The organism is Kluyvera georgiana ATCC 51603 (assembly GCF_001654985.1).
Lineage (GTDB): Bacteria > Pseudomonadota > Gammaproteobacteria > Enterobacterales > Enterobacteriaceae > Kluyvera > Kluyvera georgiana.
Genome location: NZ_LXEU01000005.1, coordinates 1 through 22,566, shown reverse-complemented (window position 1 = coordinate 22,566; position 22,566 = coordinate 1). Strand labels below are relative to the sequence as shown.

The following is a 22,566-nucleotide window of genomic DNA, read 5'->3' as shown; positions in this document are numbered from 1 at the left end:
CTTTTAATTCTCAAGAGATTGTTTTATAGATACGTTTTCAAAATCCTGCTGAGTGCGGTGCGCGCCGCTCGCCAGTTCGGCCATCATCCTGACCAGGAACGGTGTTTTCAGGGTATAGAAGCGCTTGGCCACGATGGCGCTCAGCAGGTAACAAATTGCCGGTACGATAGTGAACAGCGCGATAATGATGCTGATAGTGGCCGGATTCTGCGTCTTCGCGGCCGCGTCATAGCCGCCGCCCGCCAGCATCCAGCCAATCATCGCGCCGCCCAGCGCCAGGCCCAGCTTCAGCACGAACAGCGTGCCCGCAAAGCTGATGCCGGTAAGGCGTTTCCCGTTGCGCCACTCGCCGTAGTCCACGGTGTCGGACATCATCACCCACTGGATCGGCGTCACCAACTGATGCAGCACGCCAATCACGAAGATAAAGGCGAACATAATGACGCTAGCGTTCATCGGCACGAAGAACATCGCCAGGCTTAGCACCGCCAGAATGGCGTTGGTCCACCAGAAGACGCTGACTTTGCATTTCCAGTCGGTCAACGGTTTAGCCAGCGCGGAGCCAATCAGGTTGCCCACGCAGTAGGTGGTGAGGAAGGCGGTAAACAGCGCCGGAGAACCCATAATCCAGGTGACGTAGTACATCATCGCGCCGCCGCGAATGCAGACCGCCATGATGTTGAGAATGGTGAGCAGGCCGACGATGCGCCACTGGTCGTTTTGCCAGATGTCGCGCAGATCTTCGCGCATCGAGTTGTTGGTCGGCGGCGCTTCCACGCGTTCTTTGGTGGTGAAGAAGCAGAAGGCCAGCATCAGGAACGCCACCACCGAGAGCACCGCGATACCGCCCTGGAAGCCCAGCGCTTTATCGTCGCCGCCAATCAGATTCACCAGCGGCATCATCAGCACGGTAGAGAGCATGCCGCCCGCCGTCGCCAGCACAAAGCGCCAGGACTGGAGCGAGATGCGCTGCGTCGGGTCGTTGGTGATCACCCCGCCCAGCGCGCAGTAAGGAATATTGACCACGGTGTAGAACAGGGTCAGCAGCGTGTAGGTAATTGCCGCATAAATCAGTTTGCCGTTATGGCTGAAGTCCGGGGTGCTGTAAGCCAGCACGCAGACCAGGCCGAACGGCAGCGCGCCGAACAGCACCCACGGACGGAACTTGCCCCAGCGGCTGCGGGTACGATCCGCCAGCAGCCCCATGCACGGGTCGGAGATGGCGTCGAGCGCGCGCGCCAGGAGGAACATGGTGCCGACGAATCCTGCGGGTATACCGAAAATATCGGTATAGAAGAACATCATGTACAACATGACGTTATCGAAAATGATATGGCTGGCGGCATCGCCCATACCATAGCCAATTTTCTCTTTGACAGATAATACTTCACTCTTCATCTTTCAAACCCTTTTCGCACCGAAGCCGAAGTGGTACCGGTTACATGTTTTGTAAACCATTAGTCTGATAAGGTGTATTGCGATATCTCGTTATCAAATTACGTTTCTTGATTTATGTGATCTGCATTGGCGAGTAGAGTGTGACTAAGTGTAAATGACGAATTTTTAAGAAATTTCTAATCATGCAGTGCGGAGGAAGTAAAAAAAGTGCTGAAAAATGTAAGTAAAGATGTGGTAACGGATTGAAAGTGGCTATAATGCGCCCCGCCTCCATGTAGCAATGCAGGCGCGGAAGATCGTCGTCTCCGGTGAGACGATTGGACTTCATTTCCAGTGGCAGCCGCCTGCGGCTCCCGGCAGGTTCGACTCCTGCGATCTCCGCCAAAATTCGCTCACTTTTTCCGCGAAAGCCATCCCCTGTTTTTCCCGTACTTCCCCTCAGCAGCGCTTGCGATTGTCCTGATACTGTCCCGGTTCGTTTACGCCGTACGCCTGGGCGGCCAAAGATGCATAAACGCGAGGCTAAATGGCCGGAAAACGGTCAACTATTCGCGTACACCGCTGGTTTTTGCGCCATCGATCGCGCAAGAAGTGCGGTAAATAAAGTGCAGCGTGAGAGCCAGAAAATGTAACCCTAAGAAAAAGCAGGGTTTTATCTGAAGCGCCCGAAAATGCTGGGGCGACGGGGCGAAAAATGTGCCCTGGGGGGATGTGGTAAATGATTGAAAGTAGCTATAATGCGCCCGCCTCCATGTAGCAATGCAGGCGCGGAAGATCGTCGTCTCCGGTGAGGCGGCTGGACTTCAAATCCAGTTGGGGCCGCCAGCGGTCCCGGGCAGGTTCGACTCCTGTGATCTTCCGCCAATTAGCCTCTACTGAACTCCACTGTCTCAAGTAAATCCCCTATAATACCCGCAATTACTGCTGATTATGTTCTCCCGAGGTCAACTGTCTCTACCGGAATCAAGTGCGTTCTGGGGGCATAATGGGGGGCATGATTTATAGCCCCATTTTGAGATGCCCCCAATGAAGCTAACAGTCAGACAAATCGACACAGCCAAGCCCAAAGAGAAGCCGTACAAGCTATCTGATGGTGGAGGCCTCTACCTTGAAGTAACCACCAACGGCTCACGCTACTGGCGTTTAAAGTATCGTTATGCGGGTAAAGAAAAGCGCCTTGCTTTCGGCGTTTATCCTGAGGTTTCTCTCGCTCAAGCCCGTGAAAAGCGTGATGCTGCGAAAAAGCTGCTGTCTGCTGGAAGCGATCCCGGTGAAGTAAAGAAAGCAGAGAAAATTGCCCAAAAGCTTAACTATGAAAATACCTTCGAAGCTATTGCCCGTGAATGGCATCAGCTGAGAGCGGATCGTTGGTCATTACGTTATCGCGATGAAATTATTGATACCTTTGAAAAGGATATTTTTCCCTACATCGGTAAGCGTCCCATAGCTGAAATTAAGCCCATGGAATTGCTGGAAACCCTTCGTCGTATGGAAAAGCGTGGTGCATTAGAAAAGATGCGCAAAGTCAGACAGCGCTGCGGTGAAGTATTCCGTCATGCAATCGTGACCGGACGCGCTGAATACAACCCTGCACCCGATCTCGCTACAGCCCTCGCTACACCAAAGAAAACGCATTTTCCTTTCCTGACTGCTGAAGAACTCCCCCACTTTCTTAGAGATCTTGCAGGCTATACCGGGAGTGTTATTACCAAGACTGCAACTCAAATCATCATGCTTACAGGAGTTCGAACTCAGGAATTACGTTTTGCTCGTTGGGAGGATATTAATTTTGAAAAGCGGCTCTGGGAGATCCCTGCTGAAGTGATGAAGATGAAACGACCACACATTGTTCCGATGTCGGATCAGGTTGTCGAGCTCTTTGAGTCACTTAAGCCTATTACCGGGCTATACCCCCTAGTATTCGTCGGACGGAATGATCGAACGAAGCCCATCTCAAAGGAAAGTGTCAATCAAGTGATTGAGTTGTTGGGATATAAAGGAAGGCTGACGGGGCACGGTTTCCGCCACACCATGAGTACCATCCTGCATGAAGAAGGTTTTAACTCGGCGTGGATTGAAACGCAGCTTGCGCATGTGGATAAGAATGCGATACGTGGGACTTACAACCATGCTCAGTATTTGGAGGGACGTAGGGAGATGATGCAGTGGTATGCCGACAACATTAGCTCTCTGGCAGAAGTTTAATTTTTACATATTAAAACAGCGGGTTAGACCATAAGGCTGAGCGTTATTGCTCAGCCCTAAATGATTAATTTACCAACCGTAGATGTTGGTTTTGAGCTCCCAAAGCATACAGACGCATAACCTCGGGAAGGAATAAATTGAAGATAGATGCAAGTTCGCTTTGGTCATACCCTAGCTCGTCTTTCGTATGATCAATTATTGCGTTCAGTAATGTTGGTGTTTCCCCGTTTACATCGAGTTTGACAGGCTCATCTATTTTGTAACGTTTAATGGACATTTGCCGCCAAATCCAATCGCTTTGACCTGCCGTAATCGCTTTTAGCGTTTTTGCTCTATAGAACAACGCAGCCATTGAAGTCCGCCAAAATGGTTTAAGGGCAGCGGCTTTTTCGATACTGATATTTCGTAAATCGTTATAAATATCAGAGGCGGGCATAAGAAATTCTGCAGCAAAAGCGTTGGCTTCATCCTCCATCGTTGGAGTGGGAGCCCGATGCATCACTAAATGACCCAGCTCATGGGCTAGAGTAAATCTGTACCTATCAACTGGCTGATTTTTATTTATAAAGATTAATGGTGGCAATCCCGCCACTTTGTAACTTAGCCCTGAAAGTCCAGTATCTTCCATATCGCAATCAATGATAATGATGCCTGCTCTTTCCAGTACCTCAACAAGGTTTTTTATCGGCCCACGTGGGATATGCCACGCAGTACGGACATTACGAGCAATTTGTTCGATATTTTCTTCGTAGTCTTCAGGATCGTAGTAAGGGAGCTCATATTCGGGCTCGAACTCAACGAACTGCAACAGCTTTCTGAGATGAGCAATACGTACATTCACTTCAGCAACAAGTTTATCCAGCACTTTCATGCTGACAGATGCTTTTTTACGGTACATCGGGTTTGCACTGATTGGTCCACCATAAAGCCTTTCTGACATCATGAAAAACTCGACGGGACAGTTAAGCGCTTCCGCAATACTGCGGATTTGGTCTTCAGTTGCAGATTTAAGCCCTTGTTCAATTTTGGACAACGTACCTTGAGACAGGGCTACACGATGAGCCAAATCCTTTTGGCTCATACCCAACATTTTCCGACGCAACTCAATCATCTCTGGGCGTACGGTGGCTGCTGACTTAATCTCCACGACCATTTTCTACCTTCGGTTCTGTCTTTCTAACCCGTTTCGGTTTCACAACACTTTTCGCAGGTGAAACACTTTTTGTAACAGGCTGAGGTTGGGGTATGTTCACTTCAAGCTCGTGTACAGGCAAGTCGTACAGATTTTCATCTGTTATATCAATTGCCCATGCAACAAATTTCCCGTTGCGCTGAGTAAGGACGATTTTATCAATTCCTACACAGTCGTCACTAAGTATGTAAAGTAACTCTAATCGAATCAGACCACCAAACATGTCAACTTCAGGGTTGTGGAAATCCAATGCTCTTTGCGTCGGATAGTTAGAAGAGCGAAGGCTCTTGTCCCCTTTTTTGATTCTCACAAAATAGCGATCTTGAATCAAAAATCCCACTTGATGAGGCATCTTTACGTACTTAATACCTTCAATTTCTGCAGCTTCAATCTGATCCTTCAAAAAAAATAAGGCATCGTTTCGGAGCACTGCCGAGCGCACTCGTTTGTCGACCAGGCGACGGGCAATATCGTTTTGAATCCAGTTTTTCCAAGCATTATCGAAAACAGAAGTTAAGGTGTTGTAGTAAGGACGGCATACTAAATGGGCTTCTTCTTTATTGATTAAAGACATAGAGGATCTCTAAAAATTTGTTGTGAAATGTCACCATGAAGGATAGAACGCAACCACATTTTTTACAACAAATTATTCCAACTTATATTCCAAACAACGACAAGTTATTGTTATTTAATAAAATTTATATTAATACCTAGTATGTGAAAATTTTTATTGCTGGTTTTTTAAACAGGGCTGCCACAGGTACAAGCAGAGATGCGTATGCGAGCTTCATATGGTGGCAAAAGCATCATAGTTTGTGATTAATCACTATCAGACAATATTCCGGAAGAGTGCTTTACTGCTAAGGGAAAGGACAGCGTACTAGTGCAATACACAGCCAAAACGTGTAATGAGCTTAAAGCTGACATGGACTCTTTGCATGAGTGTAAAGGCATGAATACTTAAGAAGACTCAACCTGAACCTCAATGTTCAGGTCGAATTACAACGTATTGTGAATATCGGCGCTTCAAAAAATTATTGCATAATGCCTGTCATGCCGTGATAGCCCATATATATCCCCACAAGAGCTATCAGCACGCTTGAGAAGTACGGAGCACGACGCGCCAGCGTATCAAATCCGCTCCAGCGTTTGGTTGCCTGACGAACGCTAAACGCCGCAGCCGCACCTACCGAAACCAGCGTAATGGCTAAGCCAATACTGAAGCACAGCACCAGGGCAGCACCAAGCGTAAACTCTTTCACCTGAATGCAGAGCAGCAAAACGGTAATGGCTGCCGGGCAAGGGATTAACCCGCCGGTCAGGCCAAACAGGACTATCTGCCCGGTTGTGACCTTACGATTGGCAAAACGCTTTTTGATATCGTTCGCATGCGCCTTTTCGTGCGCATCCTGATATTCCTGAGAATTCACGTCCAGACCTTCCAGAGCCGAGTGGTCATGCTCGTGATCGTGGTCGTGCTCATGAAACGCTACGTCGTAGTCATGCACATGGCCGCGATGACCCAGGGTTAAGCGGACATCGAAGCTGTGCGGTTCGGGGATCGGCTGGGTGGATTCCATAAAACCGTCTTTTTCAACGAAGTCGAATACCTGTGAAAAAGTATCCGGCCCACGGTTGGTCACCAGCGAAATATCCCGCGCTTCCCATTTTTTGCCGCTAAGCATGCGTAAACGCCAGTGAGGCGGCTGGCCTTCCTCAAAGATAGAGAGTTCAACGCTGCCGTGACCGGTGTCGATGACGCGTGTTTCATCGTGATGGTGGCCGTGAGAATGCTCCTGTTCCTGCTCCATCTTCCATAGCTTTTCGCCGCGCCAGGTGCGCCAGAACATCCATGCGGCAGTAGCGAGAATAATGATCGCAGAAATCAACTGGAACCAGGGCTCTGCAGATTCAGCGGTAAACTTGCGGCTGATATACATTCCACCCAGAGCAATTAACCAGACAACTGAAGTGTGGGAAAGGGTGGCAGCGAGCCCCAGCAGAACAGCCTGCTTAACGGTTCCCCGGACAGCCACGATAAAAGCGGCCATCATCGTTTTGGAATGGCCCGGTTCGAGCCCGTGGAGCGCACCCAGCAAAATAGCGCTGGGAATAAACAGCCAGGCGTTAGCCACGCCTTGCTGTAACAGAGCGGAAAAATCAGTCATGTTTCTCTTGCCTTAAAGATATTTGGTGATCTCTTTAAATTCGTTAAGCGTTGTGTCAGACCCGGCATGATCGGCGTGAAGGGCATCCTCCAGACAGTGATCGAGATGGTCATGAATGAGCGTACGCTTGGCGTTTGTTATCGCCTTTTCCACAGCATAAAGTTGCTGGGCGATATCCAGACAGGCTTTTTCATCTTCAAGCATCTGGATGGTGCTTTTCAGGTGCCCGGCGGCACGTTTAAGTCTTTTTATAATGTCGGGGTGTGAAGCGTGAACAGTCATTTTTATCCTCTCCGGGTGGAGGGGATAAGATAATGTGTATCAACGTAAGGGTCACACTGTTTATCGGTTTATCCTCTCCTGATAGTACGAACGTTGGGTAATTATTTTTTTCTCTTCGGCCATGAGGGATGTTCGTCATCAATAACGAAATCATGCTCATGGGTTATTTCCGTTTTCGCGTCAGCATCCTGATGGCTGTGCAACTGCGAATAAACCTCGTGTTCCGGACGCCAGATCAGCACGGCGGTTAACAGAGAGAACGCCGCCACAATGGTAAGCGCAATAAAAGAGGCCTGAGTTCCCCAGGTTGCCCCTACCCATCCGGCCAGCGGATAGGTAAGCAGCCAGCAGGAATGTGACAGGGCAAACTGAGCGGCAAACAGTGCAGGCCGGTCTTCCGGTGTTGATGAGCGGCGTAATAAACGCCCGGATGGCGTCTGGGAAAGCGAGTAGCCAACGCCCAGCAAAGCCCAGAGCACGACCAGCGTAAAATAATCCTTAAGGAAAATACCCAGCCCAAGGCCAACAACCAGTAAACCGGTTCCGACCATCATTGGCATCCGGTCACTTATTTTGTCGAGAAGACGCGGAAGTATCAGCGCCGATATCATCGACCCCACGCCAAAGAACGCCAGCGCAATCGCGGTGGAGCGCTGTGAGAAACCAAAGTCGGCCTGCACCAGAACCACGGTGTTGACGATCACCATCGCGCTGGCCGCTGCAACGGCCATATTCAGCGCCAGCAACCCCCGCAGCCTTGGCGTTTTCAGGAAGATGCGCATCCCGCGCGTGGTTTTATCGTAAATGGTGCGATGAACAGTCAGCGCCTGCATTCTGGGCAAGGTGACTGAGACAACCAGAATGGCGGAAGCGAGAAAACCGACGGCGGTGCCTGCAAAAAGATTGTGGAAACTCATCACCGTCAGCAGTGCGGCTGCCAGCATGGGGCTGATGACGCTTTCAAGATCGTAGGCCAGCCGGGAGAGCGAGAGCGCCCGGGTGTAGTCACGCTCGTCCGGGAGGATATCAGGAATCGTGGCCTGGAACGTTGGCGTAAACGCGGCTGACGCCGATTGCAGAATGAAAATAAGGATATAAATTTCCCAGATTTGGGTCACGAAAGGCAGTGCAAAAGCCACCATAGCCCGCACCAGATCCAACGTAACCAGCATCGTGCGGCGGGGAAATTTATCAGCGAAGGCGGCGGCAACCGGGGCGACCAGAATATAAGCACTCATTTTAATCGCCAGCGCCGTTCCCAGAACGGCCCCGGCCCTGTCGCCCGCCAGATCGTAGGCCAGAAGGCCCAGCGCAACGGTCGCCAGACCGGTACCGATAAGGGCAATTATTTGCGCCATAAACAGGTGGCGGTATGAACGATCAGAAAGAATGCTTAGCATCAGAAACTCTCCTGGCTTTCCATATCCCCCCCGGGGGGATGTGGAAAGAGTAGAGAATAGCGGTGTGCCTGGCAAGCGGTATTACATTTTAGTGGCTCTCTTTTTGGATGGCCCCCCATTGTTATATGCATATAAAAAATTATTCGTAGCAAATTCTACATGATGTATTAATCTCTACATCATGAAACTACATATTCTTATCCTGACGCTGCCCACTCAGCAGGCCACGTTGCGTATGCGTGTCTGGCGGGCATTAAAAAACACCGGTGCCGCCATGCTGCGCGACGGCGTTTATCTGTTGCCTGAAGCGCAACAGGGCCAAGAGATCTTTAACGATATAAGTCGTGAAATCCGCGATGAGGGGGGTGCGGCTTTTGTTTTTAACGCTGCAACGCCCGAAGAAGAGGAAATCCGCCCGTTATTTGATCGCTCTCAGCAGTACATGGCCCTGCTGGAAAGGCTACAGGTGTGTAAAAACGACCTGGATGAGGAAACCGCCGTCAGCCAGCTGAAGGTGGTGAGAAAACTTCGGCGCGAGCTGGATCGGATTGTGGCGATTGATTTCTTTCCTGGTGAAGCGCAGGCGCAGGCCGTCTTTAGCCTGACGGAACTGGAAGCAGGCATTAACAGGTTCATCTCTCCCGGCGAGCCCCACGCCGTCAGCGGCGAGCTGACACAACTGATGCCTGAGGATTTCCACAACCGGATCTGGGCAACCCGACGCAGACCCTGGATTGACAGGCTTGCCAGCGCCTGGCTTATACGGCGTTTTATCGATCCTGATGCGCAGTTTCTCTGGCTTGAGGATGGCAATGATTGCCCGACAGCGGCGGTGGGGTTTGATTTTGATGGGGCGACCTTCAGCCACATCGACAATCGGGTGACCTTTGAAGTACTGATGGTCCGCTTCGGGCTGACGGGGGATGCCCTGAATGGTCTGGCAATGCTGGTGCATTACCTTGATGTTGGCGGGGTTCAGCCTCCCGAAGCGGCTGGCGTTGAAAGTGTACTGGCAGGATTGCGTGAAAGCATTACGGATGATGACACATTACTCGCAGCGGCCTGTTCGCTGTTTGATGGTCTGTTAACGACGTTTGAAATGAGGTCCGGCCATGATGAACAAAACGGAGTCGCTGACGCTGGCAGAGGAAAACGTTAAGCCCTCGCCGATCCCCCTGAAGGAGGCGTTCTGGTTCTGGCTCAAGCTGGGGTTTATCAGCTTTGGCGGGCCCGCCGGACAGATAGCTATCATGCACCAGGAGCTGGTCGAGAACCGGCGCTGGATATCCGAGTCGCGTTTCCTTCACGCACTCAACTTCTGTATGGTGCTGCCCGGTCCGGAAGCGCAGCAGCTTGCGACCTACATCGGCTGGCTGATGCACAGAACGTGGGGTGGCGTGATCGCCGGGCTGTTATTTATCCTTCCTTCGCTTTTTATTCTTATCGCGTTGTCGTGGATCTATATCGCCTGGGGAGACGTTGCCATTATTGCCGGTATCTTTTACGGCATTAAACCCGCCGTGGCGGCAATCGTGCTGCAGGCGGCGCATCGCATCGGGTCCCGTGCGCTGAAGCACGGTGCCCACTGGGCTATAGCTGCTGCGGCATTTGTGGCCGTTTTCGCCCTGAACGTACCTTTCCCTGTCATCGTTATTTCAGCAGCGATAACTGGCTATATCGGCGGACGCATCGCGCCGGAAAAATTTCACAGCGGCAGCGGACATAACAAACAGGAGAAAGCCGCTGGTGGAGCTGCGGTTATTGACGATCATACGCCCGTACCGGCGCATGCCCTGTTCAGCTGGGCGAAACTGTTAAGGATTGTGGCGGCGGGCGCACTGCTCTGGCTTATTCCCATGACGGTGCTGACGCTGGGGCTGGGCTGGGCGCATCCGGTGACGCAGATGAGCTGGTTCTTTACCAAGGCTGCGCTCCTTACCTTCGGTGGGGCCTACGCCGTCCTGCCATACGTTTATCAGGGTGCTGTCGCCAATTTTGGCTGGCTGACTGCCGGGCAGATGATGGACGGGCTGGCGCTGGGAGAAACCACGCCCGGCCCGCTGATTATGGTGGTGACCTTTGTCGGATTTGTTGGTGGGTATACCCATGCTGTTTTTGGCGCGGATATGCTGTTTGTCGGCGGAGCCGTTGCCGCCTGCATGGTGACGTGGTTTACCTTTCTCCCGTCCTTCATTTTCGTGCTGGCAGGCGGGCCGTTTATCGAAACGACCCACAACAAGGCCGGTTTCACGGCACCGTTAACCGCCATCACTGCGGCCGTAGTGGGCGTCATTGTTAATCTGGGGCTGTTTTTTATCTGGCATACCGTATGGCCGGAAGGCGCAAAGGGAGGGATCGATATCCCTGCAGCCCTGATTGCCGTCGCCGCTGCGTTTGCGCTTTTCCGATTAAAATGGAAGGTTACGCACGTTATTGCCCTGGCGGCTCTTGCCGGGCTGATACTCCGCCTGACCGGGCTGACGGCAGCGTGAAAAGGGGCAGGATAACCTGCCCCTGATTTATCAGATAACCCGTTTGATGTTCAGGTAGTCGCCGGTTGTATCAAGCTGTATCGTGATGGTCTCAGACCCACGATTTCGCCAGAACCAGCCATGTTTACCCTCGAACGCGGCCTGTAAAACGCCGTCTCCGGATGTGATCTGCCGGGCTTTACCATAGCCATGGTAGAAGCCTTTCGGGGCGTTGACCGGATCGCCGTGTGCATCCACGTTTACCGGCCCGGAACTGGTCCACTGATAGGTCACGCGGGCATCTTTACGCATTTCCAGTTTAACTTCAGCAGCTTCGTTGGGCTTCAGGGTGATGAGCATCTGATGACGTTGCGAGCCAGCCGCTGGTACTTCCGGCGCGCGCGTGGTCGCCGGAACGCTCAGCTCCGGGTAGGTGTTCTGCGTTATTGCCGGAGGATTATCCGGGATCGGTCGCTCATTAACCGGCGCAGCCAGCTGTCCTTGCTGAACAGCGCTGGCCTGATTATCGGCATCAGCCTCTTCGGCAAGCTGCGTTTTGATTTCTCCCATCTGCTTAAGCCCCAGTAAACGACCCACGCCAGTAGGATCAATGCCGTATTCCGAAGGCATGACGACGGTGATCAGCAGCGTCAGCGCCACGATGGCGGCGAGGATAGTGGACTGCATCAGTTTGATGGCAGAAGGTAATTCTGCGCGTGTTGGTAAATCAGTGTTGTACATTGTTTTGTCTCCCTCAGGCTAAAATGTAGCCACAAAGCTGGTAACTCATTAACAGAAATCCCGCGCTCATCATCACCACATTGGCGGTATAAGCGTGTCGGAAAAAGCTCGCCGTTTGCCGCCAGTAACTCATGACGATCAGGATGGCGCTCAGCGCGAGCAACTGGCCGATTTCAACGCCAATGTTGAAGGCAATCAGGTTGACGAACAGGCCATCGGGAGAGATTTCGAATTCCTGGATTTTGGTTGCCAGACCAAAACCGTGGAAGAATCCAAAGATGAGCGTCGCAAGCTTCGTGTTGGGCTGAACGCCAAACCAGCGCTGGAATGCCCCAAGGTTATCAAGCGCCTTATAGACCACGGACAGCCCGATAATGGCGTCGATGAGGTAAGCACTGACGCTGATATCAAAGAAGGTGCCGATGAGCAGCGTCGTCGAGTGCCCGATAGCGAACAGGCTGACGTACAGCCCGATATCGCGCATTTTGTAGAGGAAGAAAATCACCCCGAACAGAAACAGCAGGTGATCGTAACCGGTCACCATGTGCTTCGCGCCAAGGTAGATAAACGGGATGATGTTAATCCCAGTGATCTCCTGGATGTACCCTTTATCGCCTTCCGCCACGCCGTGGGCATATGCGCCCTGGCTGTAGAAAAGCAGTAACAACAGGAAAAACAGACAAGCCGAACGCGCCTGAGCTGAAAGCAGGCGAGCGCTCAACCGGCCCTGTGTATCAAGGCTGGTATACATAAAAATCCTTACATGTTGAATAATAACGAATTAACAGAAGTTATTACGCAGACAGGATTCTCGGAGGGCGTTCGGGGGTGGACTGCGGCATTTGCAGTATTTGTTCTGAACTCAACGCATATATCACCCGCATGCCCGGATTCCAGGCGTGCAGAGTAGGCAGAGTAAAGAGTTTATTCAGATCGTGGGAATGATCGGCATTGAGGTGATGCACGCTACCGTGGGAGTGAAACAACAATGGATCGTGCTCATTCAGTGGTTCATCGCTGTCGTGTTGATGGTCACTGATGGACGTTGTTTCCTGAACGCTGTATGCAGCCTGTGGTTTTGCCATAAACGAACTGCTCAGCACGGCAACAGCCATGATGATAAGCACGATTCTGGAAATGACTTCACGGCGAATAAACACAGTCAACGGCATCCTGATGATACAAAGTAACAACGTGCGTAATGTATCCGCACTGTGGGCCTGATTTCAATAGCTTCTTTCGGATTTGGTCTGGACTGAAAGTACTACCAGTTTTGTAATGCCCATCCTGGCACCTAGCAAAAAACTGCGAGGTGCAATAAGAGACATCGGAGCATAAGGGCATTCTTTTGAGCCACCCCAATAGTGAACACCGCCAGTTTGTACTACAAAGGGATGATAAAGCTAAGGAGAGAAGCAAGATGGAGCTCCGATGTTTTCTAAATTTCTGATTTACTCCTGTGCTCACAGGTTTTCATTTTCATCACATTATGAATACTGCCTGGCAAGTGAATAAAACTCCTAACCCCGGTCAAAGGGTCAATATGAACGCCTAGCTTTAACTTACAACTAAGGCAGAACAGCGAATCGTAATCTGCCTGTTCAATGGTTAGCGGGGTTACCCACTCACCGTGACCTGTGACAGCATTAGGGACAAAAATAACGTTGTGCATAATGGGCTCCTTGAGATTAGAAAAGCCAGCGTGAAATACTGGCTTTATAGGGTTGAAGAGAAGTAAGGAAAAGATGGGCGTTACTACCTACGCCGTTTATTTTTCGTTTTCAGTGCCTTGATTTCACCTCGACCAAATGTTCGGGCATTTCCCGGTAAGACCAGACGGGCACAGGCATCAATCTTGGTCATATAGCTCACCGCTTTAAGCAGACCTTTTTCCATTGATGAGTTCCCTCGTTCAAGCTTACCTAAACCACAGTCTTCATAATCGTCTTTGTGGGCGTTACAGTTGTAGTAATGCCCTTTACTTTCGGTGATGTGTTTTTTCCAGTACTCACCGAATGCCCGGGCTAGGTTGACATCCTGACGTGCCTTGTGACCATTAACTAAAAACAGCATGTGGTAATGAAACTTACGGGCAGGTGCGTACTCTAGTTTCCAAACGGTTCCTAGTACATTACGGAACAGTGGGTTCTTTTTCATATTGCGGAATAAATGCTGGCGGCACTGGCGGGCTATGTCCGCAGTAACGTCAGACTTATGTTCATCATTCCAGGATAAATCTACTCTCAATATTAACAACCGGGAATAACGAGACTGCATATGACGAAGATAATTCAACACCCCTTTCAAGTTTTTTATCGATGCCCGTTTATATTTAAGATATTCCTTCTTAAATCCGGCCTGACTGATAGCTGTGCGATAATCCAGAATAAGTTTATTCAGGCTTTCCGCAGTCGTTATTTGATCTACTCCGACTATTTTCCCTTCATGTATCCGTGCGCACAAATCAGCATTATTTAATAAACGCTGGAAAGCTGCTATACGCGGATTGACTAACCTAGTCCGTAGATAGTCTTTCTGTAACCTTTCCAGACAGCAAATAGCATCGCGGAGTAATGAAGCGCTTGTATGAGGTTTGTAACCTTTACGGTCATACGAAACAGTAAAGGGTAATGACTTCCCTTTACCCAAAACTTTAAGATGTTTATCTAACTGTTCTGCTTTATCTCTGAGCATATTGTCATCAGAAATGATTGAATACGATTGCACACCATCGTCATGATATTCCACATGCGATAATAAATACTCTTCTGGTAAGTTCATGCTTGTATATTCTCGGTTATATCAGCTTGTATGGGTATAAGGCAGTTTGCAGCTAGTCTCTTATCATCGACCATTAATTGCATTTGTATCTTTTAGAGTGTTAGCTAGGGAATAATTAATTTAATAACAATAAAATAAAATTAATAAGTTCAAGATACAATAAAATAAGAAGCGGCGATGAAATAAGCATTAACGCCTTAAGCTGCCTGTAATTAACGTATAAAAGTATGGTGTAAAGTTAGTGACCATTTTTTATAATGGCTACCATCGATTTTTACGCTCTGGATTCTTTAATTCGCTCTTCCAGCCATGCTTTAACCTCACGTTCAATCCAGCGAGAACTACGGCCAAATTTAACAGGTTTCGGAAACTTCCCCTCCTGTGCCATTTTGTAAAACCACTTGTCAGACTGACCGGTCAGTTCCGTAATAAAACGCATATTTACGAATTTATCGCTGTGAATATCAATCATGCTCATGAAAGTCTCCGGAGATGTAACAGGAGGACACCGGGCGGCATCCTTTCATGTGATAGTCCGCATATGTATGGTTTTACATTTTCCTGTCCGTATTTTTCTCTGCATATACGACAATATTTTTAATTGATGCATCTGGTCTATAACCTGCAGTCAAACCAACATTCTGTACACTATCCATTGAGTTCCACTTTGATAGTGCATACTGGTGTGATTTGATGGTGGTTTTCAGCAGTGAAATACCTGGTTAACGCCAGCTGCAGCACTGGTTTTGCGTTGTTTCAACACTACATTTTTATCTATTATTTTTCTACTTTTTTGACTACATTCAACACTGCTCGTACAATAGCCGGAATCTAAAATTTAGTATTTTTACAGGAATGTATTTGTGGGAAACTCACTACACTATGTCAATATAAAGAACAAAAGAGATCTCAGGCTTTTTCTTTGGTATCTCTCAGCTAGGGATATTGCAATTCTTATTAACACGCTGGCATCAGTAAAGAGTACTTATAGTGAAGATGATATATTTGGAAATAATGTTGAAATCGCATCAGGTGCTATTAATCAAGCCCTGTTACTGATAAAGGACAAAGCTGTTAAGGGGATTTACTCCGCATCATTTAACTTCTTTAAATCGCTTCAGTTACCCTCTTCTGAGTTTTCGTGGATAAAGAAATCTCCTGATGCCTGCTATTTCTCATGGCTGTATATAAAAACTATGGTTCATGATTTAAACGGTGAGTTACAACTTATTCCTGAGATTGTAGGAAAGATAAGAAATGCCGATTACATTTATGTCGGGCATGACTTTTTGTATAAAAGGTTACTGATAAATCCCTATCCTGTGGATAATAAAGAAAGAATAGTTGCAATTGAGGATTTTTTTGACCGTGCCCCCACAACTCTGAGACATAAACTCAACCTGATGCATCGTATTCGAAAACAATGGAACGATCTTTATTATTTAAGTGCTAATTTTCCACTCTCTCCAAAAGAGAAGAAGAAATGTGAGTGGGCTTGGGAATACATACAAAAAGACAGGAGCAAAATGCGTGGTAAAAGAAAAAATCCGGATGGCACGTATTCGGATTACTTAAATGCTCCATCTGCAACTGACAGTATCATACTTTCTGCATTAAGACCCTCAGGTGCTTATGAGAAATACATGGCTGTAAAATTTTCATATATTTTTAAATTTGTAAAAGATGATTTATTTATTCAGCGGTTCAAAAAAGCATGGGAACTGCATAAGTATAGGCTTTCAGCTGCTTCTAAAAAGAATAAATCATCAAGACGCTGTGGAACTGACAACAAAGAAGTTGTAGCAACACCTATGCCTACGGTCTCAAAGCCGGAAAGTTATAAGGATTTCTCGTCTGAGAGAAGTACTCGTGAATTCAATACTGGTTTATCGCAGCCTCTGCACATTGCGCATAATACAGAGGTCGTTTTGGAACCAAGAGAAGCATATCAAAATAATAAAGATGAGAATATTGAAGTTATGAAGCCAACTCATTCAGGAAGCAACCAAAAAGGTATAAATCCCCCTGGGACAGTAATTAAATATTTGCAATCCTCATCCCTGAAAAGTACTTTACCGTACCAGCTTATAAGCATGGCGAGTGACGGACTTGATGCAATTGCTAAAACAGCGAGTAAAATAAAAGAGAAGAAAAACATCAAGTAAGAATATTTTATTTGTCAGCATTCTATTATTTTTCAAACCTATATAACCTTAATGAGGCACAGCAGCTAAGTATGCTGATGTGACTCAACACACTGATCTGTAGTGCCGATCGATATAAAATTAACGATAGGCTAAAACTATTGATAAGCATATATCGATCGTTTTAATCATAGAAAATAACGATCAATTTCTTAAAACCGATCTGTATTAACGATTATCACATCCCCTCTCAAATGCATACGATCAGATGGCCTTTTGTACAGCAAAAGGCCATTTTTCATTTATAAAACACACAGTAAGGAGCAACTATGCTGAAGTCTCCCTCAGCCTTGCTTTTCAGTGCAGCATTGTTCTCAACCTCTGCACATGCAGTCATTCAGGAACAGCAATGGCACCACTGGTTTGGCAATATCAGTGTTATGGAGTTTGAAATTAACTCTCAGAATTCTGCAGGCGAAGTGCTCACTTTGACCTGTACAGGCGGAACGTTAGCTCTAGCTTATAGCGTACCTGCAGAGGACTACCGCGTTTCTTCCCTCACAGGCCTTGCTGAGCCTGGTATCAGTATTAACGGTACAAACTATTCTCTAGATGAAACGGCTTTTACAGCACTCAAATCTGCAGGAAATAACGGTGTAATAAAAATCACCTCTTCGAATACAGCAATTTCTAAAAAATTCAGTACTAAAGGGCTGAATGAAGCGCTGGGTGATTTTACCTGGCAGGACTGTATTCATCACTAATAATCAAAAAGGAAATATGATGCATAAATTAATAGCTTTATCGTTCAGCTCAGCAGTTCTGCTTATCCCATCTATCTCTTCTGCATTGACAGTTCACGGAGATATACATCCCGAACGCTATACCTTTTTCCTGACCCAAGAAGGAAGCAACCAATTAAAACAGGCGAATGAGCGACTAGCCAAGAATCCACAGGCCTACACGCTTGATGTGAACCATACGGGCATTCAGCCCTTTGAGGCAGTCCGCTGGGATGGTAAGCCTGTAAAGGCCGTCACCTGTGTGTTGGTAGATGGCGTTATGATGGTTAAAAAAGCTACTTGGTCACAATGCAAAGATGAAAGTGGTGCAGAATATTTTGGCAATGCCGGGTGGCCGGTACGTGATTACGTGGCAAAGGCGTGTGAAGTAGGTAAATCAGATTGTCCAGTTTACCTCGTCTTTCAGACAGACCCACCGACTATGCGGAACGATATGGCTAAATTTACACCTGCGCCTAAGAACTTCAATGCTTCAACAAACCTGACGGATGAAATTAAAAACGACGGATGTCAGATGGCTAACAATTCCTTTGAATATGCAAAAAGCAGTATTCGTTGTTCTGCAATTAACGCCGTACGTTTTATTCGTAAACAAAATACCGAAGCCACATATGAAGCTGATCTCATCACTACTTCAGGCGAAAAGATGACAATGACTATCGGGTACACCTATGGGAATGCATCCAGTAAAGAACCGGGCTGGCGCACCATTTCTGTCAAGCAGGGGGGCATTATTACTGATATCCGCAAACAGGGCCAATGGCTCCCTAATGGCTATAAGTAGAGGTATTTTCCATGCACAGCCAAAGCGAATTGATTACAAACCAGCCAGATCATGAATCCCCATGGCCCGACTGTACGTGGCAACTTGTCCTGTGCGTAACAGGGATAACGTTGATGCGAAGCCATTCGATCACGGTAAAAGCTCTGGGTGCAGGTTTGACCACCTTTAGCCTGATAAAGGCAATAAAAAAACTCGCTGCACTTGCCTGATGGCAGGAGGCGGAAGTTCAAAGGATAAAAAGACTATGGTCGAAAATGGAACAGGGAAACTCCGTAGCCTTAAAGAAAGGCTGAGTTTTTCACGCGAGAAAACACCTGCAGAAAATCTGGATGCATCATTAAGTGAGCTCCTACCGGAAAACACGGTCAAATCTTCGATAAATGGATCTGATAAATACAGGCTATTACTGGAGAATATTGTAATTAATGGTTTGTTAAATATCGCTGAAGATAAGCTTAATGATGATGCTTTTGTTGAAGTTGTTTTCAGCAAAGCATATGAGCTTTTGCCTGCCCCAGTCAGGATTGTACTGAAGCGGGAATGGTGTTTGAGCTACCTGCAGTCACAAAAAGCTCCAATTCTGAAGAAATTACAACTTTACCGTGCAGATAAGCTCAGTCCTGCCGAACTATCTGCGTTGCCCCAGTCAGATTCAGAAAAGGCTGCATCGCAGATTTCACCTTAAATAATCCCCACTTTCAATCCAGGCCATCCTCAGGGATGGCCTTTTTTATACCCATTTTAAAGGAGCCAGCCATGACCCGTTTAGCCAGCCGCTTTGGTGCAGTCAACCTTGTTCGTCGTGACCGCCCGTTAACTCGCGACGAACTGGCCCATTATGTGCCCAGTGTCTTCAGCGAAGAAAAGCATGAATCCCGGAGTGATCGCTATACCTACATCCCGACAATTACCCTTCTCGATAACTTGCAACGCGAAGGCTTCCAGCCATTCTTCGCCTGCCAGACCAGAGTCCGCGACCAGAGCAAACGAGAGCATACGAAGCACATGCTGCGCCTGCGTCGTGAAGGCCAGATTACTGGCAAACAGGTTCCCGAAATTATTCTACTGAATAGCCACGACGGCTCCAGCTCATATCAGATGCTACCGGGGTTATTCAGAGCAGTTTGCCAAAATGGGCTGATTTGCGGTGAGAGTTTTGGCGAAGTGCGCGTGCCGCATAAAGGCAATGTAGTAGAGAAAGTCATCGAAGGGGCCTACGAAGTATTGGGAATATTTGACCGCGTAGAAGAGAAACGCGATGCCATGCAGTCGCTTTTGTTACCGCCGCCCGCTCAGCAGGTGATGGCGAAAGCGGCGCTGACATATCGCTTCGGTGAGGAGCACCAACCGGTGACAGAGTCGCAGATACTTTCCCCACGCCGCTGGCAGGATGAGAGTAACGACCTGTGGACCACTTATCAGCGCATTCAGGAAAATCTGATTAAAGGCGGGCTATCGGGGAGAACAACCAAAGGAAAGCGCGCCCATACCCGAGCAGTGAAAGGTATTGACGGTGATGTGAAGCTCAACCGTGCCCTCTGGGTGATGGCTGAGAATATGCTGCAGCTTGCTTCATGACCATTCCACCATTTTCCCTTAACGCCTTTCCGAAGATTCGGAAGGGCTTTTTCTTCTGAGGAGTTGTCATGCCTACGATCAATTTGTCCCCGATATTTCCTGCAAACGAGCAGCGAGTCATCCAGCGAGCATTACGTCTGCTGGAGAAATACCAGCGTCAACCGAGTGAGTCATTTACCTCAACCAGCCTCACAAAAACCTGGCTGCAACTGCAAATGGCTCACCTGGAGCGGGAAGTTTTCATCGTAATGTATCTCGACAATCAACATTGCCTGCTGGAGCGAGAAACACTGTTTACCGGCACGCTCAGCCATACCGAAGTGCATCCCCGCGAAGTGGTTAAATCAGCCCTGAAACATAACGCCGCTGCGGTCATTTTGGCGCATAACCACCCGTCCGGCACGACAGAAATCAGCCAGCAGGATAAACATGTCACTCTGCGAATTGCTAAAGCCTTGGCTCTGGTGGAAGTGCGTGTGTTGGATCATCTTGTGGTCGGGAACGAAGTGGTGTCTTTTGCTGAATGTGGCTTGTTATGAGGTGCAGAATGAAAATCATCAGTAAGCGTCAGGCGATGCATATTTATCGTCAGCATCCCGAATCCAGGCTATCTGCCTTCTGTACAGGTCACTACCAGTGGCATGGCAGTGTCTGCCATTACTACGGACGTGAAGTTCAGGATATCAGCGGCGTACTCGCTGTTTTTATTGAACGTCGTCAGGACCGGGCAGGCCCGTACGCCATTCTTCGCAGCGTGACAGTGAACTAATCAACCCACTCAGTCATTAAGGAATATATTAATGCAGTCGACCACCTTATCCGGCACATCGGCGGAGAACGCATCCTGCTTTCAGTGGGGATTAAAACGTAATATCACGCCATGCTTCGGCGCTCGCCTGGTACAGGAAGGCAACCGCTTATACTTTCTGGCTGACCGGGCAGGATTTAATGGCTCATTCAGTGACGAAGAAGCTTTGCGTCTGGACCAGGCATTTCCACTGATGATGAAACAGCTTGAGCAGATGCTGACCACTGGCGAGCTTGATCCCAGCAGCCAGCACTGCGTCACACGGCATCACAACGGACTTACTTGTGAAGCTGACACTCTCGGCTCTCATGGCTACGTTTACATCGCCATATATCCCTGGTCAGCTCTAACCAGGTAATACCTTCCTCTTCTTTTATCAGGGACTCAACTCATGCATATTCCAACTGTACCGGCAACGGTGACGGTTTCGTCACGCCTATCTCCTGTCCAGATTTGGCAAAAACTATTAACGTATCTTTTAGAGCATCATTACGGCCTCACGATCAACGACACACCGTTCAGTAACGATACGGCGATTCTGGAACATATAGAGGCGGGAGTGAATCTTACTGATGCTGTTAATTTCCTTGTAGAACGATTCGAGCTTGTGCGCATTGACCAGAAGGGTTTCTCCTGGCAGGATCAAGAACCCTGGCTAACACCTTTGGATGTTCATCGGGCACAGTTCACCCTTGGCTTGAAACGCTCATAAATCAGCCAGCTGATCATTAAGGAAAAACATGTGGGGGCATAATTGGGGGCATGTCAGAAAATCGAATAGAAAAATAATCAATAAATTCAATATAATTATCTATCAAATGCGATTCCTGTGATCTCCGCCAATTAACCTCTTCTGAACTCTCCCGACGTCAACAAAACCTCTTCTAATCCCTTATATATCAAGCCTTCCTTGTATTCTGAGGTCAACCAACTTCAACCTACATCAAGTTGTTTATGGGGGTGCATTAGGGGGTGCTATTTTTTCTTAAAATATTAACACCCCCATAATGGTAAAAATATGATGTATAACAATGGCTTTCAACGACACCTTTGTTATACAAGGGGTATATGGGGGTATCAGGTTAGGTACTGGCGGAAATCCCCTTCATCAAAAGCCGGAGAATGTCATGGCGCTAACCGATGTTAAAGTGAAAACTGCAAAACCAAAAGAAAAGCCCTATAAGCTGGCAGATGGCGGTGGTATGTACCTGCTAATTAACGCCAATGGCTCGAAATACTGGCGTATGAAGTACCGCTTCGCTGGTAAAGAAAAAATGCTGTCCATTGGCGTATACCCCGATGTTTCACTGGCCGATGCACGCGAGAAACGCAGCGAAGCCAGAAAAATTCTTGCTGCAGGAGATGATCCGGGTGAGACAAAGAAAGAGAAAAAAATCGCTCAGCAAATGAGTCTGAAAAATACCTTCGAGGCAATTGCCCGTGAATGGCATCAGACAAAAGCCGATCGCTGGTCATTACGCTATCGTGATGAAATCATTGATACCTTTGAGAAAGATATTTTTCCCTATACAAGACAATGCCCTATCACCGGTATTAACCAAATGGGTTGGCTAGAGATTCTTCGTCATATCGAAAAGCGCGGCGCTTTAGAGAAAATGCGCAAAGTACGCCAGCGCTGTGGTGAGGTGTATCGTTATGCAATCATCACAGGTAGAGCGGATTACAACCCTTTAGCAGATCTTGCAACGGCCTTAGCAACACCTAAAAAGACACATTTTCCGTTCTTAACCGTTGAGGAACTCCCCTACTTTCTTAACGATCTAGCCGGTTATACCGGTAGCGTTATCACT

Annotated in this window: 25 protein-coding genes and 2 tRNA genes; 15 read left to right on the top strand and 12 right to left on the bottom strand. The window is 48.1% G+C overall.

Going from position 1 to position 22,566, the window contains the following annotated elements:
- Positions 1–3: 3 nt before the first annotated feature.
- On the bottom strand, positions 4–1,398 hold the full coding sequence (locus M989_RS01185; protein WP_064540897.1) for a glycoside-pentoside-hexuronide family transporter: 1,395 nt from the start codon (positions 1,396–1,398) through the stop codon (positions 4–6).
- Between the two features lie 290 nt (positions 1,399–1,688).
- Here M989_RS01185 and M989_RS25420 point away from each other — a divergent pair.
- The 3 genes from M989_RS25420 to M989_RS01175 all read left to right on the top strand — a co-directional run bounded on the left by M989_RS25420 (position 1,689) and on the right by M989_RS01175 (position 3,603).
- A tRNA-Sec gene (locus tag M989_RS25420) sits at positions 1,689–1,782 on the top strand.
- A 385-nt stretch (positions 1,783–2,167) separates the two neighbouring features.
- A tRNA-Sec gene (locus tag M989_RS01180) sits at positions 2,168–2,262 on the top strand.
- 162 nt (positions 2,263–2,424) lie between these two features.
- On the top strand, positions 2,425–3,603 hold the full coding sequence (locus M989_RS01175) for a tyrosine-type recombinase/integrase (protein ID WP_064540892.1): 1,179 nt from the start codon (positions 2,425–2,427) through the stop codon (positions 3,601–3,603).
- A gap of 64 nt (positions 3,604–3,667) precedes the next feature.
- Here the strand turns inward: M989_RS01175 and M989_RS01170 are convergent, their stop codons facing one another.
- The 5 genes from M989_RS01170 to ncrA all read right to left on the bottom strand — a co-directional run bounded on the left by M989_RS01170 (position 3,668) and on the right by ncrA (position 8,645).
- Complete coding sequence (locus M989_RS01170) at positions 3,668–4,756, bottom strand: helix-turn-helix domain-containing protein (RefSeq protein WP_074398706.1); 1,089 nt, start codon at positions 4,754–4,756, stop codon at positions 3,668–3,670.
- Complete coding sequence (locus M989_RS01165) at positions 4,740–5,369, bottom strand: hypothetical protein (RefSeq protein WP_023336539.1); 630 nt, start codon at positions 5,367–5,369, stop codon at positions 4,740–4,742. The genes M989_RS01170 and M989_RS01165 overlap by 17 nt, the downstream gene beginning before the upstream one ends.
- 460 nt (positions 5,370–5,829) lie before the next feature.
- A complete protein-coding gene (locus M989_RS01160) occupies positions 5,830–6,963 on the bottom strand; it encodes a nickel/cobalt efflux protein RcnA (RefSeq protein ID WP_023336538.1) in 1,134 nt (377 codons plus the stop codon).
- Positions 6,964–6,975: 12 nt separating this feature from the next.
- A complete protein-coding gene (locus tag M989_RS01155) occupies positions 6,976–7,245 on the bottom strand; it encodes a metal-sensing transcriptional repressor (RefSeq protein ID WP_023336537.1) in 270 nt (89 codons plus the stop codon).
- 101 nt (positions 7,246–7,346) lie between these two features.
- A complete protein-coding gene (ncrA, locus tag M989_RS01150; RefSeq protein ID WP_023336536.1) occupies positions 7,347–8,645 on the bottom strand; it encodes an MFS transporter in 1,299 nt (432 codons plus the stop codon).
- Between the two features lie 181 nt (positions 8,646–8,826).
- Between ncrA and M989_RS01145 the strand changes: the two genes are divergently transcribed.
- Together M989_RS01145 and chrA are read left to right on the top strand one after the other, a co-directional pair.
- A complete protein-coding gene (locus tag M989_RS01145) occupies positions 8,827–9,804 on the top strand; it encodes a chromate resistance protein ChrB domain-containing protein (RefSeq protein WP_023336535.1) in 978 nt (325 codons plus the stop codon).
- The gene (chrA, locus tag M989_RS01140) at positions 9,761–11,137 is read left to right on the top strand and encodes a chromate efflux transporter (protein WP_369798191.1); all 1,377 of its coding nucleotides are present in this window, start codon (positions 9,761–9,763) and stop codon (positions 11,135–11,137) included. The genes M989_RS01145 and chrA overlap by 44 nt, the downstream gene beginning before the upstream one ends.
- A 30-nt stretch (positions 11,138–11,167) precedes the next feature.
- On the opposite strand, the gene M989_RS01135 is transcribed toward chrA, so the two are convergent.
- The 6 genes from M989_RS01135 to M989_RS01110 all read right to left on the bottom strand — a co-directional run bounded on the left by M989_RS01135 (position 11,168) and on the right by M989_RS01110 (position 15,116).
- The gene (locus M989_RS01135; RefSeq protein ID WP_023336533.1) at positions 11,168–11,857 is read right to left on the bottom strand and encodes a hypothetical protein; all 690 of its coding nucleotides are present in this window, start codon (positions 11,855–11,857) and stop codon (positions 11,168–11,170) included.
- A 13-nt stretch (positions 11,858–11,870) separates the two neighbouring features.
- Positions 11,871–12,608: a HupE/UreJ family protein gene (locus M989_RS01130; protein WP_038859448.1), complete on the bottom strand. Its 738-nt coding sequence runs from the start codon at positions 12,606–12,608 to the stop codon at positions 11,871–11,873.
- A gap of 43 nt (positions 12,609–12,651) precedes the next feature.
- Positions 12,652–13,017 (bottom strand): hypothetical protein, encoded by a 366-nt coding sequence (locus M989_RS24220; protein WP_074398708.1) that lies wholly within the window; start codon positions 13,015–13,017, stop codon positions 12,652–12,654.
- Between the two features lie 278 nt (positions 13,018–13,295).
- Positions 13,296–13,529 (bottom strand): hypothetical protein, encoded by a 234-nt coding sequence (locus tag M989_RS01120; protein WP_023336531.1) that lies wholly within the window; start codon positions 13,527–13,529, stop codon positions 13,296–13,298.
- A gap of 83 nt (positions 13,530–13,612) precedes the next feature.
- Positions 13,613–14,638, bottom strand: coding sequence for a YagK/YfjJ domain-containing protein (locus M989_RS01115; protein WP_064540887.1), 1,026 nt, complete (start codon positions 14,636–14,638; stop codon positions 13,613–13,615).
- Positions 14,639–14,912: 274 nt separating this feature from the next.
- Positions 14,913–15,116, bottom strand: coding sequence for a helix-turn-helix transcriptional regulator (locus M989_RS01110; RefSeq protein WP_023336529.1), 204 nt, complete (start codon positions 15,114–15,116; stop codon positions 14,913–14,915).
- A gap of 385 nt (positions 15,117–15,501) precedes the next feature.
- Between M989_RS01110 and M989_RS01105 the strand changes: the two genes are divergently transcribed.
- From M989_RS01105 to M989_RS01060, 10 genes are all read left to right on the top strand, one after another.
- Positions 15,502–16,803: a hypothetical protein gene (locus M989_RS01105; protein WP_038859443.1), complete on the top strand. Its 1,302-nt coding sequence runs from the start codon at positions 15,502–15,504 to the stop codon at positions 16,801–16,803.
- A 308-nt stretch (positions 16,804–17,111) separates the two neighbouring features.
- Positions 17,112–17,546 carry a hypothetical protein gene (locus M989_RS01100; RefSeq protein ID WP_023336527.1) on the top strand — a complete coding sequence of 145 codons (435 nt, stop codon included), beginning with the start codon at positions 17,112–17,114 and terminating at the stop codon, positions 17,544–17,546.
- Complete coding sequence (locus M989_RS01095; RefSeq protein WP_242653628.1) at positions 17,500–18,369, top strand: hypothetical protein; 870 nt, start codon at positions 17,500–17,502, stop codon at positions 18,367–18,369. The genes M989_RS01100 and M989_RS01095 overlap by 47 nt, the downstream gene beginning before the upstream one ends.
- A gap of 208 nt (positions 18,370–18,577) precedes the next feature.
- Complete coding sequence (locus M989_RS01090; RefSeq protein ID WP_245191213.1) at positions 18,578–19,054, top strand: hypothetical protein; 477 nt, start codon at positions 18,578–18,580, stop codon at positions 19,052–19,054.
- 71 nt (positions 19,055–19,125) lie between these two features.
- The gene (locus tag M989_RS01085; protein ID WP_038859440.1) at positions 19,126–19,947 is read left to right on the top strand and encodes a DUF932 domain-containing protein; all 822 of its coding nucleotides are present in this window, start codon (positions 19,126–19,128) and stop codon (positions 19,945–19,947) included.
- 68 nt (positions 19,948–20,015) lie between these two features.
- Positions 20,016–20,486 carry a RadC family protein gene (radC, locus tag M989_RS01080; protein WP_023336522.1) on the top strand — a complete coding sequence of 157 codons (471 nt, stop codon included), beginning with the start codon at positions 20,016–20,018 and terminating at the stop codon, positions 20,484–20,486.
- A gap of 8 nt (positions 20,487–20,494) precedes the next feature.
- Entirely contained in the window at positions 20,495–20,716 is a 222-nt protein-coding gene (locus M989_RS01075; protein ID WP_023336521.1) for a DUF987 domain-containing protein, read from the top strand.
- Between the two features lie 31 nt (positions 20,717–20,747).
- Positions 20,748–21,113: a type IV toxin-antitoxin system YeeU family antitoxin gene (locus M989_RS01070; RefSeq protein WP_023336520.1), complete on the top strand. Its 366-nt coding sequence runs from the start codon at positions 20,748–20,750 to the stop codon at positions 21,111–21,113.
- Between the two features lie 33 nt (positions 21,114–21,146).
- Positions 21,147–21,467, top strand: a complete 321-nt coding sequence (locus M989_RS01065) for a TA system toxin CbtA family protein (protein ID WP_023336519.1) — start codon at positions 21,147–21,149, stop codon at positions 21,465–21,467.
- Positions 21,468–21,882: 415 nt separating this feature from the next.
- Positions 21,883–22,566: tyrosine-type recombinase/integrase (locus M989_RS01060; protein WP_157093503.1), on the top strand; the 684-nt coding region annotated here is incomplete at its 3' end.

Excerpts from the sequence above, each read along its gene's own strand:
- M989_RS01185 (WP_064540897.1), bottom strand. The coding sequence starts at position 1,398 with ATGAAGAGTGAAGTATTATCTGTCAAAGAGAAAATTGGCTATGGTATG.
- M989_RS01175 (WP_064540892.1), top strand. The coding sequence starts at position 2,425 with ATGAAGCTAACAGTCAGACAAATCGACACAGCCAAGCCCAAAGAGAAG.
- M989_RS01170 (WP_074398706.1), bottom strand. The coding sequence starts at position 4,756 with ATGGTCGTGGAGATTAAGTCAGCAGCCACCGTACGCCCAGAGATGATT.
- M989_RS01165 (WP_023336539.1), bottom strand. The coding sequence starts at position 5,369 with ATGTCTTTAATCAATAAAGAAGAAGCCCATTTAGTATGCCGTCCTTAC.
- M989_RS01160 (WP_023336538.1), bottom strand. The coding sequence starts at position 6,963 with ATGACTGATTTTTCCGCTCTGTTACAGCAAGGCGTGGCTAACGCCTGG.
- M989_RS01155 (WP_023336537.1), bottom strand. The coding sequence starts at position 7,245 with ATGACTGTTCACGCTTCACACCCCGACATTATAAAAAGACTTAAACGT.
- ncrA (WP_023336536.1), bottom strand. The coding sequence starts at position 8,645 with ATGCTAAGCATTCTTTCTGATCGTTCATACCGCCACCTGTTTATGGCG.
- M989_RS01145 (WP_023336535.1), top strand. The coding sequence starts at position 8,827 with ATGAAACTACATATTCTTATCCTGACGCTGCCCACTCAGCAGGCCACG.
- chrA (WP_369798191.1), top strand. The coding sequence starts at position 9,761 with ATGAACAAAACGGAGTCGCTGACGCTGGCAGAGGAAAACGTTAAGCCC.
- M989_RS01135 (WP_023336533.1), bottom strand. The coding sequence starts at position 11,857 with ATGTACAACACTGATTTACCAACACGCGCAGAATTACCTTCTGCCATC.
- M989_RS01130 (WP_038859448.1), bottom strand. The coding sequence starts at position 12,608 with ATGTATACCAGCCTTGATACACAGGGCCGGTTGAGCGCTCGCCTGCTT.
- M989_RS01120 (WP_023336531.1), bottom strand. The coding sequence starts at position 13,529 with ATGCACAACGTTATTTTTGTCCCTAATGCTGTCACAGGTCACGGTGAG.
- M989_RS01115 (WP_064540887.1), bottom strand. The coding sequence starts at position 14,638 with ATGAACTTACCAGAAGAGTATTTATTATCGCATGTGGAATATCATGAC.
- M989_RS01110 (WP_023336529.1), bottom strand. The coding sequence starts at position 15,116 with ATGAGCATGATTGATATTCACAGCGATAAATTCGTAAATATGCGTTTT.
- M989_RS01100 (WP_023336527.1), top strand. The coding sequence starts at position 17,112 with ATGCTGAAGTCTCCCTCAGCCTTGCTTTTCAGTGCAGCATTGTTCTCA.
- M989_RS01095 (WP_242653628.1), top strand. The coding sequence starts at position 17,500 with ATGAAGCGCTGGGTGATTTTACCTGGCAGGACTGTATTCATCACTAAT.
- M989_RS01090 (WP_245191213.1), top strand. The coding sequence starts at position 18,578 with ATGGCAGGAGGCGGAAGTTCAAAGGATAAAAAGACTATGGTCGAAAAT.
- M989_RS01085 (WP_038859440.1), top strand. The coding sequence starts at position 19,126 with ATGACCCGTTTAGCCAGCCGCTTTGGTGCAGTCAACCTTGTTCGTCGT.
- radC (WP_023336522.1), top strand. The coding sequence starts at position 20,016 with ATGCCTACGATCAATTTGTCCCCGATATTTCCTGCAAACGAGCAGCGA.
- M989_RS01075 (WP_023336521.1), top strand. The coding sequence starts at position 20,495 with ATGAAAATCATCAGTAAGCGTCAGGCGATGCATATTTATCGTCAGCAT.
- M989_RS01070 (WP_023336520.1), top strand. The coding sequence starts at position 20,748 with ATGCAGTCGACCACCTTATCCGGCACATCGGCGGAGAACGCATCCTGC.
- M989_RS01065 (WP_023336519.1), top strand. The coding sequence starts at position 21,147 with ATGCATATTCCAACTGTACCGGCAACGGTGACGGTTTCGTCACGCCTA.